The following is a 16,833-nucleotide window of genomic DNA, read 5'->3' as shown; positions in this document are numbered from 1 at the left end:
AACGGCTGCGGCCTGAGAGCGCAGCTCGCCCGTCTTTTCGCACGAGAGGGCCGCCTCCCGCGACAGAACGTGAGGCGGCCCTGACTCCACGAGCCTAGCCACCAAGCCGCGATGCCACCAATGGCCAAGTAAAAGGGCCGCCCCCCGCGACAGAACGGGAGGCGACCCTCACTCAACGAGCGTGGCTACCGATCAGCACGCCGCGCCACGATGCGGCGCCAGCTCACGGTTCGCATGAAGTCGTCCCACCCGCGGCCGGCCGAGAGCGCCGCGCCGCTCGTGCTGGTCGAGAAGCGTGTCCTCCAGCGGCGCAGGACCGACGGGGGCAGGAAGCGGGCGGTCAGCCGGACCTTGCGCGACGCGTTCGCCGCGAACGCCGTCTCCACCGACGAGATCGCCGTACGCAGCTCGCGGCCCGTGAGCGGGCGGCGGGCGTAGCGGGCGTGCTCCTCCGCGGTCGAGATCAGCCGGGCGCCGGACTCGGCCTGGTCGCGCAGGCGTTCCTTCCTGACCAGGCGCTCGACCGTGGCGCGCGGCGTCTCGGCCTCGTCCACCGGCACTCGGTAGTCGACCATGGTGTCGATGAGCTCGTCCCACGCGCGGTGGGCGTTCTCCCGGGCCGCCCCGAGGAACCGTTCGTCCGGGATGACCTCCATGGTCGGGCCCTCGCCGGTGACCACGGGGGTGCCGGCCGGTGGGGCCGCGGCGAACGCCAGGCGGCGCCGCCGGGTGCGGGAGCGGGTCAGCGCCGGCGTGCCCAGGAGCAGGGCCAGGACGACTACCGCCAGGAGCGTGATGCCCGCCGCGCTGGTCACGAAGTTCCGGGCCCGCACCGCGGCCGACAGGTGCGTGCTATCGGTCTGGGTGTCGGTGCCGCCGTTGTTGTCGTGGGTGTCGGTCTGGGCCGCCGGCGCCGAGGGGTCGTTCTGCGGGTTGCGGTCGTTGCCCGGCCGGTCGACGCTGTCGTCGCCGTTCACGGTGCCGGCCGTCGGCAGGTACGACGCGGTCACCGCGCCGCTGATCTGCGTCGACGGGGTCGCGTCGAAGGGCAGCCAGCCGTACCCGGGGAAGTACACCTCGGTCCAGGCGTGCAGGTTGAAGTTGGTCAGCGTCATCGTCCGGTCGGTGGTCTTGCCGCCGCGGGCGAAGCCGAACGCGACCCGGGCCGGGATCTTCGCCTCGCGCAGCATCCAGCCGAACGCGGCCGCGTACTGGGCGCAGTAGCCGCGCTTGTTCTGCAGGAAGTCGGCGATCTTGGTGCCGCTGGTGTCCGGGCCGGTGGTGATGTCGTAGACGAAGCCGTTGTCGGGCGAGAAGAAGTCGAAGAGGGCCTTGACCTTGTCGTACTCGTTGGTCTTGCCCTTGGTCAGCTCGTCGACCTTGCTCTTGACGAAGGGGTTGCTCGGCGCCGTGGCCAGGTCCTTCAGGGCCGGGTCGTTGAGATTCAGCCCGCCGGCCTGGCGCAGCTGGTCGGGGCTGATGTCCGGGCGCTGGTACGTCACCGTGAAGGTCTTCTTGGACGAGGTGTCCTTCCCGGAGTACACCACCGCGGTCTTCGGATCGAAGGACCACTGGTTGCTCAGCCGGTCGATCTTCGTCGGCCACGTGTAGATCGGCATGTAACTGATCGCGAGCTCGTTGGTGACCTCGATCTTCGCGGTGTGCGTCTCGGTCTTCACCGAGCTGTTCCACTCCGGCTTGCCCAGGCCGTTGCTCACGGGCGCGCCGCCGGAGATCGGGCGGGCCGCGAAGCCGCGCGCGTTGAGGTCCTCGAGCACGTTGAAGCGCAGGTAGAACGGGTGGTCGTCGTCGACGTTGGTCACCTTGACCATGTCGTACGACTTGTCCCGGGTGAGCTGCCCGGACAGCAGCGCGAACATGCTCACCGACTTGCCGTTGCGGCCGTTGCCGATCCCGCCGCCCCCGGCGCCCGCCCCCGCGCCGATGCTGTCGAGCAAGCCGGCCGGCATCGCGAAAGGCACCAGCGGGATGAGTACCGCGGCGGCGACGCTTATCGCGCCGAGGCGCTGGCCGGCCGCGGCGAGCGGCGAGGGCTCCCACAGGTCGACGTCGCGCCCGTCGCCGGTGAAGCGGCGGCCGAAGCGGCGCACCCGGTCGACGTTGTCGGTGACCAGCAGCCACAGGAAGCCGATGGCGCCGAGCGCGAAGGGCAGCCAGGCGGTGGTGTCGATGTCGACGGTGACCGGCACCGAGTAGATGGCGAGCATCGGCAGGCCGGCCAGCGCGGGCCGGCGCAGTACCACCGCGAAGAGGTCGACGAGCAGCGCCACCGCGGCGACGCCGAGCGTGGCGAGGAACAGGAAGCCCTCGCGGTCGGCGACGGGCGTGGCGTACTCGCTCATCTCCTGCGACGCCGTGTGCAGCAGCTGCCCGAAGTGGGTAATGGTGCCCGGCGACGGGAGGATCCCGAGGAACTCCTCGTGGCTGCGGTACAGCCAGGTCAGCGACAGCAGCGCGGCGAGGGCCATCGCGGCCGTCGGCGCCCAGGCCGGGGCCCGCAGGCTGCGCACCAGCAGCCCCACCCCGCACATGACGGCCACGACGAGGAACGCCCGGATCGCCCACGTGTAGTGGTCGAAGACGTTGACCAGCGGCAGCGACGCCAGGAACGCCGAACCCGCCGCGATCAGCGTCAAGTGCTTGCGTTGGTTCACCGGACTCCTCCAGCGACGCTCTCCGCGGACGCGGCCCGCCAGGCGAAGCCCTGCGACCCCCGTCCGGACTGCGGCCACAGCGCGGACAGTTTCGCCCCGTGCGGCACCTCGACGACCCGCCAGCCGCTGCGCAGCAGCGCGAGCGACGCGACGCCGTGGGCGCGGTCGGCCTCCTCGCGCGCCGCCGTCGGCAGGTTCAGCCAGGTCGACGAGTCGATGAACAGTGCGATGCATGTCGCGTTGTTGGAGCGGAACGAGGCCAGCAGCTCCGCCTCGGCCGAGGACAGCAGGCCGAAGATGCCGATGATGAGGCCGCCGTCGCTGCGCCGCCGGACGCTCTCGATGAGCGTGGCGATGTCGCCGCGCTGGGCCAGCCGCACGTCGGCGAGCTGGTCGAGCAGCGGGCCGTCGCCGTCGATCTCGGTCGCGTCGACGTCGACGCCGGCGTCGGTGACGAGCCGCATCTTGTACCCCGCGTGCCGCAGATGCACCGCGACGCTCGCGGCCGCCGAGACCGCCCACTCGAAGCTCGCCGTCGGGCCCTCGCCGCGGTGGGCGGTGGCGCGCGTGTCGAGCACGACGGTGGCGCGGCTCTCCCAGGGCTGCTCCTCGCGGCGCACCATGAGCTCGCCGGTGCGGGCGGTGGAGCGCCAGTGCACCCGGCGCAGGTCGTCGCCGTAGCGGTACTCCCGCGTCGCCGCGTCGTCCTCGCCGTGCACGGCCACGGAGCGGGCGCGGCTCTCCCCGGAGCCGGCGAACTCGCCGGCCAGGCGCACCGACGGCAGCGGTACCACCTGCGGGATGACGGTGAGCCGGTCCACCGACGGGAAGGCCCGGGTCAGCTCGCACAGCCCGAACGGGTCGGTCAGGCGCACGACCAGCGGGCCGACCTCGTAGCGGCCCCGCACGTCGGCGCGCACGGTGTAGGCCACCGAGCTGGCCTGGTGCGCGCCGAGCTTCTCCAGCACCAGCCGCGGGCGGGAGCCCAGCGCGTAGGGCAGCCGGTCCTCCAGCAGCATCGTGCCGGTGGGCAGCCGGGAGAGGTTCTGCAGGCGCAGGATGACCCGCGCGCTCGCGCCGACCTGGACGCGGTGCGGGTCGAGGGTGCGGCTGCACGAGAGGCGGTAGCGGGTCCGCCCGACGTAGGCCGCGGACAGCAGTGGCAGCGCGGCCAGCAGCAGCGCCACACGCAACAGGTCGCGTTCGCCGAGGATGATGGCGGCGATGAGGGCCGCTGCGGCGGCGGCCAGGAAGCTACGACCCCGGGTGGTGAGCCCCCGCAGCGCCTCTCGCATGCTCAGCGGCCCCCGTACTGCTGGGGCCGCTGCGACCGGGTGTCGTAGGGGGAGCGCGGGGGCCGCTCGGTCGCCAGCGGCAGCCGGTGCACGAGCTCGGCGATTATCGCGTCGGTGGTGCGCCGGGACAGCTGCGCCTCGGCCGTCGGGATCACGCGGTGGGCGAGCACCGGCACGGCCAGCGCCTGCAGGTCGTCGGGCAGCACGAACTCGCGGCCCTCGATGGCGGCGACGGCGCGGGCGGTGCGCAGCAGCTGCAGCGTGGCGCGGGGTGAGGCGCCCAGGCGCAGCTCGGGAGACTCGCGGGTGGCGGTGACGATGTTTACCGCGTACTGCTTGACCGCGTCGGCGACGTGGACGTCGCGGACCGTGGCGATCATCCGGCGCATGATGCTGCCGTCGGAGACGGGCACGAGGTCGTCCAGCGCGTCGTGGCGGCCGTGGACGTCGAGCATGGCCAGCTCCGCACCCATGTCCGGGTAGCCCATCGCGATCCGGGCGGTGAACCGGTCGCGCTGCGCCTCGGGCAGCGGGTAGGTGCCCTCCATCTCGATCGGGTTCTGGGTCGCGACGACCATGAAGGGGATCTGCAGCGGGTAGGTCGCGCCGTCGACGGTGACCTGCCGCTCCTCCATGCTCTCCAGCAGGGCCGACTGCGTCTTCGGCGAGGCCCGGTTGATCTCGTCGCCGACGACGATGTTGGCGAACACCGCGCCCGGCTTGAACTCGAAGTCGCGGGTCTCCTGGTTGTACACGCTCACGCCCGTGACATCGCTGGGCAGCAGGTCGGGCGTGAACTGGATGCGCCGGACCGAGCAGTCGATGGACCGCGCGAGTGCCTTGGCGAGTTTCGTCTTGCCCACACCGGGAACATCTTCGATGAGGAGGTGGCCCTCAGCGAGCATCACCGCCAGCGCGAGCCGCACGGTGGCGGTCTTGCCCTCGATGACCTGTTCGATGTTGGCGACGATCGCATCGGTCGCGGCGCGGAACTCGGGCGTCGGTAGCGGCGCGCCGAGTTCCTCGAACGTGCGGTGCCTGGTCAACTGGCCTCCTCATGGTCGTGCTGTGGCCACCGTTAGGTGTATGACCCGTAGGTGAACCGCCCGGTTGCACGAAAACGTTGTCATCAGATTGCAACCGAGCCGTTGTTATCCCCTCAGGCTAGCCGGGGAATTGACACGCCGCCGGACGGGAATCCGTTGATAACGGACATCCCGCCCGGCTGGTCGGCGCTACTTTTTTGGACGCCCGGACGTACCCCGGCCAAACCCGCGTAAACGACGTCGCTGAGATGTCGGTTCGCGTCGATTGGGGCAGACTTGGGCGCGTGGACGCCGGGCAGCTTGTCAACGGGCGGTACCTCCTCGCCGAGCGGCTGGGGGCGGGCGGCATGTCCGTGGTCTGGCGCGCCCGCGACGAGATCCTCGACCGCGACGTCGCGGTCAAGGTGCTCAGCTCCGACCTGGCCGCGGACGCCGACTGGCGCCGGCGCATCCGGCTCGAGGCCCGGGCGGCCGCGCGGCTCACACATCCCAACATCACCAATGTGTACGACTACGGCGAGACTTCGGATCAGCTGCCGTTCGTCGTGATGGAGCTGTTGCGCGGCCCGACCCTCGCCGAGCGCCTCCGGGGCGGGCCGCTGCCGCCGCCGGCCGCGCTGCGCATCTGCGCCGAGGTCGCCGCCGGGCTGGCCGCCGCGCACGCCGCCGATCTCGTGCACCGCGACGTCAAGCCGGCCAATGTCGTGCTCACCCCGGAAGCGGCCAAGATCCTCGACTTCGGCATCGTCGGCTTCGTCGGGCGGCCCGACGTGGACGAGGACTCCCCGCGGGTCCTCGGCACCCCCGCCTACCTCGCCCCCGAGCGGCTCGTCGGCGGCGAGATCACGCCGGCCAGCGATGTGTACGCGTTCGGGCTGCTGCTGTACCGCTGCCTGACCGGCCGGCTGCCCTGGAGCTCCGAGACCACCGCCCAGATGCTCAGGGCGCACCTGGCGGCCGCGCCGGCGCCGCTGCCCGAACTGCCCGGCCTGCCCGCCGACGTGCGCGCGCTGTACATGCAGTGCCTGGCCAAGGACCCCGCGGAGCGCCCGGCCGCCGTCGTGGTCGCGGCCCGGCTGGCCCAGGCGGCCGGCATCGTGCCGCGATTTTCGGTGGTACTGCAGGAGCCCGCCCCGGGCGCCGCCCGGCCCGAGGGCACCACCGAGCGGGTGGCCCTCCCGCTGCTGCCGGGCGTGTCCCCGGACGCGACCGAGCCGGTGGAGCACCCGGGCGGCCGGCAGCGGGTGCTGCTCGGCGTCGCCGCCCTGGTCGCGATCGCCGCCGTGCTGACCGGCGTCGCCCTGCGCGGCTCGGGCGACGAGCCGGCCGGGGCCACGGCGGAGGCGGTCCGGCCGGCGCCGGTCGTTCCTTATTCCTCTGCGCCGGAGCCGAGCCCCAGCGAACCGGGGACGACGCCGAGCGCACCGCCGATCACTCCGGCGGCCGACGACGAATCCACAGGCGGGGAGCAGGAGAAGGCCGGCACCGACGTGAAGACCGGCGGCGGGGTGGTCGTCGCGGTCTGTGCCGGCCACAAGGTCACCGTGCTGCGCGTGCTGCCCGCGGCCGGGGTCCAGCTCGTGCAGGCCGACCTCGGGCTGCACACCAAGGCCCGGGTCGAGTTCCTCCGGCAGGGGCAGCGGCTGCGCTACGACGTCGCCTGCTCGGGCGGCGCACCCACGGCGACGGTACATTAGCGCAGCGTGAGAGTTCGATGGCCGGGCGGGATTATCCGTTTCGGCCTGCGGTACACTGCGCTTATGACCCGGGCGGTCCGGCTTCTTAGCGAGCCGTGCTGACGCGAACACATCTCGCGACGGCACGGCGACCCCTCCTGCGCGAGGGGTTTTTCTATGCCCGGACAATGCCAGTGATTCCCCGAGACCTGAGGGTGGGCGACAGTCATGAGCGAGGCAGTGACCGACGGAGCGGTCGACATCCCGCCGTACCGGTACACGGCGGCGATGGCCGCGGACATCGAGGCGTGCTGGCAGGACTACTGGTCCGAGCAGGGCACCTTCCACGCGCCGAACCCGACCGGCCCGCTCAGCGACCCGAACCACCCGCGCGCCGGTGCGCCGAAGCTGTACGTGATGGACATGTTCCCCTACCCGTCGGGCGCCGGCCTGCACGTCGGGCACCCGCTGGGGTATATCGGCACCGACTGCTACACGCGGTACTTCCGCATGGCCGGGTACAACGTGCTGCACCCGATGGGGTTCGACGCGTTCGGCCTGCCCGCCGAGCAGTACGCGGTGCAGACCGGCACCCACCCGCGGACCACGACCGAGGCGAACGTCGAGCGGTACCGCAACCAGCTGCGGCGCCTGGGCCTGGCCTATGACGACCGGCGCAGCGTCGCCACCACCGACACCGAGTTCTACCACTGGACCCAGTGGATCTTCGTGCAGATCTTCAACTCGTGGTTCGACGCCGAGCAGCAGAAGGCGCGCCCGATCGAGGAGCTGATCGAGGAGTTCGCGGCCGGCACGCGGAGCACGCCCGACGGCCGCGACTGGGAGAGCCTGCCCGCCATCGAGCGGCGGAAGATCGTCGACGAGCACCGGCTGGCGTACATCTCCGAGGCGCCGGTCAACTGGTGCCCGGGCCTGGGCACCGTGCTGGCCAACGAGGAGGTCACCCCCGACGGGCGCAGCGAGCGGGGCAACTTCCCGGTCTTCAAGCGCAACCTGCGCCAGTGGAAGATGCGCATCACCGCCTACGGCGACCGCCTGCTGGACGACCTGGACCGGCTGGACTGGCCGGAGAAGGTCAAGTCCATGCAGCGCAACTGGATCGGACGGTCCCGCGGCGCCCACGTCGACTTCCCCACCGGGGCCGGCGCCCCGGTCCGGGTGTTCACCACCCGCCCCGACACCCTGTTCGGCGCGACCTACATGGTGCTGGCCCCGGAGCACGCGCTGGTCGACGCGCTGGTGCCCGCGGCCTGGCCCGAGGGCGTGCCGGAGCGGTGGACCGGCGGGGCGGCGACCCCGGCCGAGGCGGTCGCGGCCTACCGCGCGTTCGCCGCGTCGAAGACCGACGTGGAGCGCCAGGCCGACGCCAAGGAGAAGACCGGCGTCTTCATCGGGGCGTATGCCACCAACCCGGTCGACGGCCGGGCGATCCCGGTGTTCATCGCCGACTACGTGCTGGCCGGCTACGGCACCGGCGCGATCATGGCCGTGCCCGGCCAGGACGAGCGCGACTGGGAGTTCGCCGAGGTCTTCGGCCTGCCGATCATCCGCACGGTGCAGCCGTCGGCCGACTTCCCCGAGGACGGCAAGGCGTTCACCGGCGACGGCCCGGCGATCAACTCCTCGTTCCTGAACGGGCTGGGAGTGGCCGAGGCCAAGGCCTCGATCATCGACTGGCTGGAGGAGAACGGCCACGGCGTCGGCGCGATCACGTACCGCCTGCGCGACTGGCTGTTCAGCCGGCAGCGGTACTGGGGCGAGCCCTTCCCGATCGTGTACGACGGGACCGGGATGCCGATCGCGCTGCCCGACTCGATGCTGCCGGTCGAGCTGCCCGACGTCGAGGACTTCGCGCCGCGCACGTTCGACGTCGACGACGCCGACAGCATGCCCGAGACGCCGCTGTCGCGGGCCAAGGAGTGGGTCGAGGTCACGCTGGACCTGGGCGACGGGCCGAAGACGTACACCCGCGAGACGAACGTGATGCCGCAGTGGGCCGGCTCGAGCTGGTACGAGCTGCGCTACCTGGACCCGGCCAACGCCTCGAAGCTGGTGGACCCGGCCAACGAGCGGTACTGGATGGGCCCGCAGCACCCCGGCGACGTCGGCGGCGTCGACCTGTACGTGGGCGGCGTCGAGCACGCGGTGCTGCACCTGCTGTACGCGCGCTTCTGGCACAAGGTGCTGTTCGACCGCGGCTTCGTCTCGTCCGAGGAGCCGTTCCGCAAGCTGTTCAACCAGGGCTACATCCAGGCGTACGCGTACAAGGACGACCGGGGCGTGTACGTGGACGCCGAGAAGGTCGAGGAGCGCCAGGCCGGCAAGTACTTCTACGGCGACCGGGAGGTCAGCCGGGAGTACGGCAAGATGGGCAAGTCCCTGCGCAACGTCGTGACGCCCGACGAGATGTGCGAGCGGTACGGCGCGGACACCTTCCGCGTGTACGAGATGTCGATGGGCCCGCTGGACGTCTCCCGCCCCTGGGAGACCCGGGCGGTCGTCGGCGCGCAGCGCTTCCTGCAGCGCGTCTGGCGCCTGGTCGTGGACGAGCAGACCGACGCCGTGCGCGTGAGCGACGACGCGCTGGACGACGAGACGCGCCGCCTGCTGCACCGGGTCATCGACGGCGTGCGCGGCGACATCGAGGAGATGCGCTTCAACACCGCCATCGCCAAGATGATCGAGCTGACCAACCGGGTCACCCAGATCTCCGCCGCGGGCACCCCGCGCGAGGTGGCCGACCCGCTGGTCCGCCTGATCGCGCCGTTCGCCCCGCACCTGGCCGAGGAGCTGTGGCAGCGGCTGGGCAACGAGTCCTCGGTGGCCTACGCGGGCTTCCCGGTGGCGGACGAGGCCTACCTGGTGGCCGAGTCGGTGACGTACCCGGTCCAGGTCAACGGCAAGGTGCGTGGCAAGGTCGAGGTCCCGGCCGACGCCGACGAGGACACCGTGCGCGCGGCCGCCCTGGACGTGGTGGCCGAGCAGCTGGCGGGCAAGACCCCGAAGAAGGTCATCGTGGTCAAGGGCCGCATGGTCTCGGTCGTGGCCTGACGCAGAAGCAAGGCGCCGCTCCCGGCTCAAAGCCGGGAGCGGCGCCTCTTCGTATCCGATGGTGCGGTCGGCGAAGGCCGGGAGAGCGAGAACAGCTACTTCGCGATCGCGCTGAGGCGTTCGTTGCGCAGGGCCGTGGGCCAGCGGTCGTCGATCGGCTCCATGGTCGCGCCGGTCGCCCAGCGCAGCAGCAGGTCCGCGAGGCCGGGGTTGCGGGCCAGGGCCGGGCCGTGCGAGTACGTGCCCAGGATGCGCCCGTTCCAGGCGCCCTCGGACTGCCCGTCGTTGCCGATGCCCGTGGTCACCTTGGCCAGGGGCTTCACGCCCGGGCCGAGATGGGTGCGGCCGCCGTGGTTCTCGAAGCCGGTCAGCGCCGGCAGGCCCAGCGCCGGGTGCATCTCGCCCGCCAGTTCGCCCACCGCGCGGGTCTCGCCGCGGTCCGAGTCGATGTCCAGCAGGTCCAGGCCGGGGTACTTCGCCCCCTTCGCGAAGAACGAGTGGCCCATGAGCTGGTAGCCGGCGCACACGGCGAACACCGTCGCGCCCCGCTCCACGGCCCGGTGCAGGCCCCGGTCCGCGGCCAGGCGCTCGGCCGCCAGCGCCTGCGGGCCGTCCTCGCCGCCGCCGATGAGGTACACGTCGCCGTCGGTCGGCACCGGGTGGTCCGCGCGCACCTCGGCGCACTCCACCGGCAGCCCGCGCAGGTCGGCCCGGCGGGCCAGGATGAGCAGGTTGCCCCGGTCGCCGTAGGTGGACAGCAGGTCCGGGTACAGCCAGATCAGGCGCAGGTGGGACTCAGTTGACACGGTCCAGCTCCGCTCGGATGTCCTGGAAGGCGGTGTAGTTGGCGATGACCTCGAGACGGCCGGGCGGCACCAGCGAGAGCGCCTGGCCGAACGAGCGCACGTGCTCGAACGGCACCTCGTTGACCTCCAGCCGCACCGCGAGGTCCATGGCCCGGTCGCCGGTGATGAGCACCCGGCGCCCGCGCAGCGGGGAGAAGTCGACGTCGTACAGCCAGGACGTGTCGAGTCCGTCGGGGTCCCGGGCGTTGATGGACAGCAGCGTGGGGACGTCCTCGGCCATGTCGAACGACTCCAGCCAGCCGGCCGGGTTCTTGGCCAGCAGCAGCCGGATGACGCGCCCGTCGCGGTGCACGGTGGCGTAGCGGCCGGCGACCGAGGCGACCTTGGACAGCTCCGGCGCCGCCTTGGCCGGGGGCGCCCCGAAGTGCGCGGCGACGGCCAGGGCGGTCGCGGCGTTGGCGCGGTTCACCCGTCCGGGCAGCTGCAGGGTGATCTGGTGGTACGTCCCCGTGTTGTCGACCACGCCGTCGCCGGACACCGTCCAGTGGGGGACCGGCCGGCTCAGGTTGCCCTCGACGCAGGCCCACTGCTCGCCGTTGCGCTCGATGGACGCTCCGCACTCCGGGCACACCCAGGAGTCGTCGTGGAAGCGCTGGCCGGCGGCGACCCAGGTGACCGGGGTGCCCTCGGCCACGGCCTTGCCCGCGGCCCACACGACCATCGGGTCGTCGGCGTTGGCCACGAGGTGCAGCCCGCGGCCGGGCAGCGCGTCGCGCCACAGGGCCGCCATCATGGCGACCTCCTTGGCCCGGTCGAGCTGGTCGCGGCTGAGGTTGAGCAGGGCGACGACCCGCGGCCGGGTCTGGTCGAGCACCTGCTTGAGATAGTGCTCGTCGACCTCCAGCACCGCATAGGGCGTGGCGCCGGCCTTGGCCAGGGCCGACGTGTGCCCGGTCGGCATATTGGCGCCGAGGCTGTTGGTGGCCACGTCGCCCAGCACGCCCATCGCGGCCGCGGTGAGGCGGGTGGTGGTCGTCTTGCCGTTGGTGCCGGAGATCAGTGCGATCTGCCGGCCGGCGGCGAGCTCGGCGAGGAGATTGGGGTCGATCATGAGGCCGATGCGGCCCCCGATGACCGATCCGTCGCCTCGTCCGGTGGCGCGCGAGAGCGCGGCGGCACCGCGCGACAGGGAGGTGGCGAGCTTGGCCCGCATCGGCAGCTTGTTGTCCGTCATCTCGCTCTCACGGTGTCCGGGGATGCGCTGACCCTACCCGGCGCGGGCGACACCCCCAATGGGCCCACTCGCTCCCCGCGGCTCCCCACTTCCCTCCACCGGCGCCCCCGTACGCGCCGAGTGCGCGGAGATGTCTGCCCTGCCGGGCGATTTGTCCGGATTCTTGAACTTGTGGGAACGCCTCCACCGATCGGGCACGCCCAGGCTCCTCCACCCGGCCCCACCCCGTTTGACGTGGGAATTCTTCACAGAGACCACACCTGGATCGGGCGGTTTTCCGTTGACGGTGGAGGGAAGTGGAGTACAGTGGAGCGCGATGGCGGAGCCGGGGGGCTCGGCCGGCCCCGGGGGGACCGTTCGCGGTGGGAAGGGGTGGTTGTCCGTGTTCTTGGGCACCCACACTCCTCGCCTGGACGAAAAGGGCCGGTTGATCCTGCCGGCCAAGTTTCGGGACGAGCTGGCGGGAGGTGTCGTGATCACCAAGGGACAGGAGCGCTGCCTCTACGTGTTCCCCGGCGCCGAGTTCGCCCGGATCGCCGAACAGCTGCGCGCCACGCCGATGACGAACAAGGCGGCCCGGGCTTACGGCCGGGTGTTCTTCGCCAGCGCCCACGACGAGGTTCCCGACCGCCAGGGCCGGGTCACCATCCCGCAGCATCTGCGCGAATATGCCGCGCTGGATCGTGACCTCGTGGTGATCGGGGCGAGCACCCGGGTTGAAATCTGGGATCGCCAGGCATGGGACACGTACCTCGCGGAAAGCGAAGAGGACTTCGCGGGCATCGAGGAGGGGGTGCTGCCGGGAGGGCTGTGAGGTCCAACTGCAGTAACCGAACTTTTGAGGCCGCCGTACCGGCAGCTCTCCAGCCGCTCAGAGTTTCTCGAAGTCCTGACACCACTTCCCCGGTGCCAGGGCGGAGGGGCGGATGGGGAGCTGGCGGTACGGCGCTCGCGCACTTGGAGCACGGTGACAGCACCACGGCGGGGCCGCGAACCCCGCCGCCGGCAGGGGGTCGACGATGGGGGAGCGGGACGTTCACGTGCCCGTGCTGCTCGAGCGCTGCCTCGAGCTGCTCGCCCCCGCGCTCACGCGGCCCGGTGCGTTGTACCTCGACGCCACCCTCGGCCTCGGCGGGCACGCCGAGGCGGTGCTCCGGGCGCACCCGCAGGCCCGCCTCCTGGGCCTGGACCGCGACCCGCAGGCGCTGAGCCTCGCGGGGGAGCGGCTGGCGCCGTTCGCCGACCGGATCCGCCTCGTGCACGCCGTCTACGACGAGCTGCCCGAGGTCCTCGGCGACGAGCGGATCGACGCCGGACTGTTCGACCTGGGCGTGTCGTCGATGCAGCTCGACGACGCGGGACGGGGGTTCGCCTACGCCCAGGACGCACCGCTGGACATGCGCATGGACCAGACGCGCGGCACGACCGCGGCCGAGGTGCTCAACACCTACAGCCACGGCGAGCTGGCCCGGGTCCTGCGCGAGTACGGGGAGGAGAAGTTCGCCTCCCGCATCGCCGCGTTCATCGTCCGGGAACGGGAGAAGTCGCCGCTGACCGGCTCGGCCCGCCTTGCCGAGCTCGTCCGTGACGCCATCCCCGCGCCCGCCCGGCGCACCGGCGGGCATCCGGCCAAACGCACCTTCCAGGCGCTGCGCATCGAGGTCAACCGCGAGCTCGCGGTCCTCGAGCGGGCGATCCCCGCGGCGCTCGACGCGCTGCGGCCCGGGGGCCGGCTGGTCGTGCTGTCCTACCACTCACTCGAAGACCGCCTGGTCAAACGGGCGATCACGGAGCGGACCCGCTCGACCGTCCCGGTCGAGCTGCCGTTCGAGCCGCCCGGCAGCGAACCGGAGCTGCGGGCGCTCAACCGGGGAGCCGAGCTCCCCGACGCGGCCGAAACAGCGGCCAACCCGCGCGCGGCGTCGGTACGACTCCGCGCGGTGGAACGCAAGGAACGCCCGAAAAGGGCAGACACACTGGGGGAGGTGTGATGAACGTGACGACATTGCCGGCAGACCGGCAGCGCAGGAGTCAGCAGAGCGGATCGCGGTCGGGGGGCCGGACCACGGGGCGCAACGCTGAGGAGTTCGAGCCGCGACGGGACCCACAGATCGACGGTGCGACGGCACTGCAGCCGGAGTACACGCCGCCGGAGCACGAGACGCCGGAGCACGAGACCACGAGCCGGCCGGCGAGCCATCCCGCGCGGCCGGGCCGGGAGGACCGCCTGCGAGCGGCCCCGCCGGCACCGGTCAGTGCGCCGCGGGCGCCCTTCGTGGCGCTGGTGCTGGTGCTGGTGCTCGCCGGCGTGGTCGGCATCCTCGTGCTCAACACACGGATCGCCGAGAACGCGTTCAAGCTCGACGCGCTGAAGACCAAGCAGGCGGGCCTCGACCGCGACGAGGAGCGGCTGCGCAGCGATCTGGCCAACAAGGAGTCGCCGGTGACGCTCGCGTCGCGGGCGAAGCAGCTGGGGCTCGTGCCCTCGCGGACGCCGGCGTTCCTGGTGCTGCCCGACGGCACCAAGCTGGAGATGCCCGGGCCGAGCAAGTAGGCCGAGACCCATCCAAGTCCATAGTGGACGACGAACGGAAGTCAGGACATGGCTGGCGACACTCCTGATCGGCGGGGCGGCGAGCGGCGCGGGGGCGCCGGGCGCCGGGAGACCACCGAGCGCGGGAGCGCCGCCGGCCGGCAGCGAACGGGCGGTCGCGCCGGTGCGGGGGGTACCGGTGCCTCCGCCCGTTCCCGTTCCGATGGGGGCGAGGGCCGGGCGGCGGACGAGCCGTCGCTGCGCGGGACCATGTCCGAGGCGAAGCGGTACACGCCGCGCGGGCGCTCCGTGCGCGACGCCTCGGTCGACGCGGGCGGGCGCGGGGACCCGTTCCGCCCCGCCCTCGAGGTGATCCAGGGCGGCCGCAGCGAGCAGCCGCTGCGGGCCGGCCGCCGCGTCGAGCAGGCCCCGCGGGCGAGCCGCCGCACCGAGCAGTCCGCGCGCACCGAGCAGGCCGCGCGCGGGGGCGGCCGCACCGGGCAGGCCCCGCGCACCGAGCCGGGAACGCGCGGGGGCCGCCGCACCGCCCCGGCGGAGCGTCCGGACGGGGAGGAGGCGCCCCGGCAACGGCGGACCGCCCCGGCCCGGAAGGCGCAGCCGCTGCGGAAGGCCCCGAGGCGCGCGCCCGTGCGCAAGAAGCAGAGCCGGGTGACGGTACCGCGCCTGAAGCGCCGCCCCGGCCTGCCCAAGCTCGCCGAGCCGCGCCGCCGCCTGCGCCTGGCCACCGTCCTCGCGCTGGTGATGTTCGCCGCGATCGGCGTGCGCCTGGTGCAGCTGCAGCTGACCGACGCGAGCGCGTACGCCGCCGAGGGTCTGAAGGACCGCCTCGTGCGCGTCGTGCTGCCCGCCTCGCGCGGCTCGATCCTCGACCGCAACGGCAAGATCATGGTGCACTCGGTGGAGACCCGCTACGTGGCCGTCGACCCGATGGCGGTGAAGGACCCCGAGGCGCTGGCCGACAAGCTCTTCACGATCCTCGACAAGTACGGCGTGCCGCGCTCCGACCTCGTGCGCAAGATGACCCCGCACAAGGCCTCGGACGGCAGGACCAACGTGCGCTTCGAGTACCTCGTGCACCAGATCGAGCCCGCCGACGGCGACCGCATCGCGGCCCTGCACGTCGGCGCGCTCAAGGTCGACCGCGACGAGCGCCGCGAGATCCCCGGGTACGACCTGGCCTCCAACATCATCGGCTACACGTCGAAGCCCGACCTCAACGGGCAGATGGGCATCGAGAAGCAGTACGACTCGGTGCTGCGCGGCGTCGACGGGCTGCACGTGTACGAGCACGGCGAGGGCGAGCTCGACAAGCCGCTGCCGTACTACAGCTACGAGGAGCTCAAGCCGGCCCGCCCGGGCAGCTCGGTGGAGCTCACCATCGACCAGGACCTGCAGTTCTCGGTGCAGAGTGCCCTGGCCGAGCGCATGGGCCCGCTGGGCGCCGACTTCGCCACCGCCATCGTGCTCGACGCGCACACGATGGAGGTGATGGCGATGGCCAGCTACCCGTCCTTCGCCTCCGCGGACCCGGGCAGCACCGACCCGAACCTGCTCAAGGACCAGTGCACCGCGACGGTCTTCGACCCCGGCTCGATCCACAAGGTGATCGTCATGGGCGCCGCGCTGCAGGAGGGGGTCATCAACCCGAGCACCACGGTCACGGTGAACTCGAAGGTGAAGAAGGGCGGCACCACCTACACCGACCACCCGCCGCAGAAGGACGGCACCCAGATGACCATCCCGGGCATCCTGGCGCTGTCGTCCAACGTCGGCACCATCGCCGTGGCGGACCAGTTGGGCAAGGACAAGCTCTACGAGTACCAGCGGAAGTTCGGCCTCGGTCAGCGGACCGGCGTCGGGCTGCCCAACGAGTCGCCCGGCCAGCTGCTGCCGCCCAACGAGTGGACCGGCTCCAGCCCCGGCTCGATCCCGATCGGCAACGGCGTGGCCACGACGGCGCTGCAGATGGCGGCGGTGTACGGCACCATCGCCAACGACGGCCTCTACGTCCAGCCGACGCTGGTCAAGAAGATCATCGCGCCCGACGGCACCGTGACGAAGCCGCCGGCCCAGCAGACCCGCCGGGTGCTCGACCCGCAGGTCGCGCAGGAGCTGCGGGTGATGCTCGAGGGCGTGACCACGCTCGACGACGCCACCGGCAAGCAGGCGGCGATCACGGGCTACCGCATCGCCGGCAAGACGGGCACCTCGAAGCTGCCGCAGAACGGCGGGTACGCCGACGGCGACGTCGTGTCGTTCATCGGCATGGCCCCGGCCGAGGCGCCCCGCTACGTGATCGCGGTGAACGCCCACGTGCCGGGCGGGGCGGGCGGCTCGGTGGCCGCGCCGGCGTTCAAGGAGATGATGACGCTCACCCTGTCCAGCTTCGGGGTCACCCCGACCGGCACCGCGCCGCCGAAGCTGACGATCTACCCGTGACACCGGCTCCGGGGGCCCGCGGCCGGGCGGGTAGGG

General features: G+C 72.1%; 10 protein-coding genes and 1 pseudogene. 6 read left to right on the top strand and 5 right to left on the bottom strand.

The genetic code is table 11. The features are described from left to right. Window positions 1-185: 185 nt before the first annotated feature. Genes ACPPVO_RS51150 through ACPPVO_RS51140 form a run of 3 tightly spaced genes read right to left on the bottom strand, consistent with a single transcriptional unit; the run spans window position 186 to window position 5,016 of the window. A complete protein-coding gene (locus tag ACPPVO_RS51150; protein ID WP_426506512.1) occupies window positions 186-2,675 on the bottom strand; it encodes a transglutaminase TgpA family protein in 2,490 nt (829 codons plus the stop codon). Then, window positions 2,672-3,970, bottom strand: a complete 1,299-nt coding sequence (locus tag ACPPVO_RS51145; RefSeq protein ID WP_360378654.1) for a DUF58 domain-containing protein — start codon at window positions 3,968-3,970, stop codon at window positions 2,672-2,674. The genes ACPPVO_RS51150 and ACPPVO_RS51145 overlap by 4 nt, the downstream gene beginning before the upstream one ends. 2 nt (window positions 3,971-3,972) lie before the next feature. Beyond that, complete coding sequence (locus ACPPVO_RS51140; RefSeq protein ID WP_360378651.1) at window positions 3,973-5,016, bottom strand: AAA family ATPase; 1,044 nt, start codon at window positions 5,014-5,016, stop codon at window positions 3,973-3,975. A 284-nt stretch (window positions 5,017-5,300) separates the two neighbouring features. Between ACPPVO_RS51140 and ACPPVO_RS51135 the strand changes: the two genes are divergently transcribed. Both ACPPVO_RS51135 and leuS read left to right on the top strand, forming a co-directional pair. Then, a complete protein-coding gene (locus tag ACPPVO_RS51135; protein ID WP_426506510.1) occupies window positions 5,301-6,713 on the top strand; it encodes a serine/threonine-protein kinase in 1,413 nt (470 codons plus the stop codon). A 207-nt stretch (window positions 6,714-6,920) separates the two neighbouring features. Further along, window positions 6,921-9,764: a leucine--tRNA ligase gene (gene leuS / locus ACPPVO_RS51130; protein ID WP_426506509.1), complete on the top strand. Its 2,844-nt coding sequence runs from the start codon at window positions 6,921-6,923 to the stop codon at window positions 9,762-9,764. A gap of 95 nt (window positions 9,765-9,859) precedes the next feature. Here the strand turns inward: leuS and ACPPVO_RS51125 are convergent, their stop codons facing one another. Further along, window positions 9,860-10,570 (bottom strand): type 1 glutamine amidotransferase, encoded by a 711-nt coding sequence (locus tag ACPPVO_RS51125; RefSeq protein ID WP_426506508.1) that lies wholly within the window; start codon window positions 10,568-10,570, stop codon window positions 9,860-9,862. After that, window positions 10,560-11,804: a MurT ligase domain-containing protein gene (locus tag ACPPVO_RS51120; RefSeq protein WP_426506506.1), complete on the bottom strand. Its 1,245-nt coding sequence runs from the start codon at window positions 11,802-11,804 to the stop codon at window positions 10,560-10,562. The genes ACPPVO_RS51125 and ACPPVO_RS51120 overlap by 11 nt, the downstream gene beginning before the upstream one ends. A gap of 382 nt (window positions 11,805-12,186) precedes the next feature. On the opposite strand from ACPPVO_RS51120, the gene mraZ reads away from it, so the two are divergent. The 4 genes and pseudogenes from mraZ (at window position 12,187) to ACPPVO_RS51100 (ending at window position 16,797) form a co-directional block, all read left to right on the top strand. Continuing rightward, on the top strand, window positions 12,187-12,618 hold the full coding sequence (gene mraZ, locus ACPPVO_RS51115; RefSeq protein ID WP_360378637.1) for a division/cell wall cluster transcriptional repressor MraZ: 432 nt from the start codon (window positions 12,187-12,189) through the stop codon (window positions 12,616-12,618). A 205-nt stretch (window positions 12,619-12,823) separates the two neighbouring features. Continuing rightward, window positions 12,824-13,777, top strand: a pseudogene (gene rsmH / locus ACPPVO_RS51110) (16S rRNA (cytosine(1402)-N(4))-methyltransferase RsmH); the annotation flags it as partial. A gap of 23 nt (window positions 13,778-13,800) precedes the next feature. Beyond that, a complete protein-coding gene (locus tag ACPPVO_RS51105) occupies window positions 13,801-14,358 on the top strand; it encodes a hypothetical protein (protein ID WP_426506504.1) in 558 nt (185 codons plus the stop codon). A gap of 249 nt (window positions 14,359-14,607) precedes the next feature. Continuing rightward, window positions 14,608-16,797 carry a penicillin-binding transpeptidase domain-containing protein gene (locus ACPPVO_RS51100; RefSeq protein WP_426506503.1) on the top strand — a complete coding sequence of 730 codons (2,190 nt, stop codon included), beginning with the start codon at window positions 14,608-14,610 and terminating at the stop codon, window positions 16,795-16,797. Window positions 16,798-16,833 lie beyond the last annotated feature (36 nt).

It is taken from the genome of Dactylosporangium sp. McL0621, assembly GCF_049995355.1.
GTDB lineage: Bacteria > Actinomycetota > Actinomycetes > Mycobacteriales > Micromonosporaceae > Dactylosporangium.
The sequence above is the reverse complement of the archived record's forward strand: the minus strand, read 5'-3'. Positions and strand labels throughout refer to the sequence as shown.

Bases quoted from the DNA above. Each gene is read 5' to 3' on its own strand.
- ACPPVO_RS51145 (WP_360378654.1), bottom strand. From the start codon at position 3,970: ATGCGAGAGGCGCTGCGGGGGCTCACCACCCGGGGTCGTAGCTTCCTG.
- leuS (WP_426506509.1), top strand. From the start codon at position 6,921: ATGAGCGAGGCAGTGACCGACGGAGCGGTCGACATCCCGCCGTACCGG.
- ACPPVO_RS51120 (WP_426506506.1), bottom strand. From the start codon at position 11,804: ATGACGGACAACAAGCTGCCGATGCGGGCCAAGCTCGCCACCTCCCTG.
- ACPPVO_RS51100 (WP_426506503.1), top strand. From the start codon at position 14,608: ATGTCCGAGGCGAAGCGGTACACGCCGCGCGGGCGCTCCGTGCGCGAC.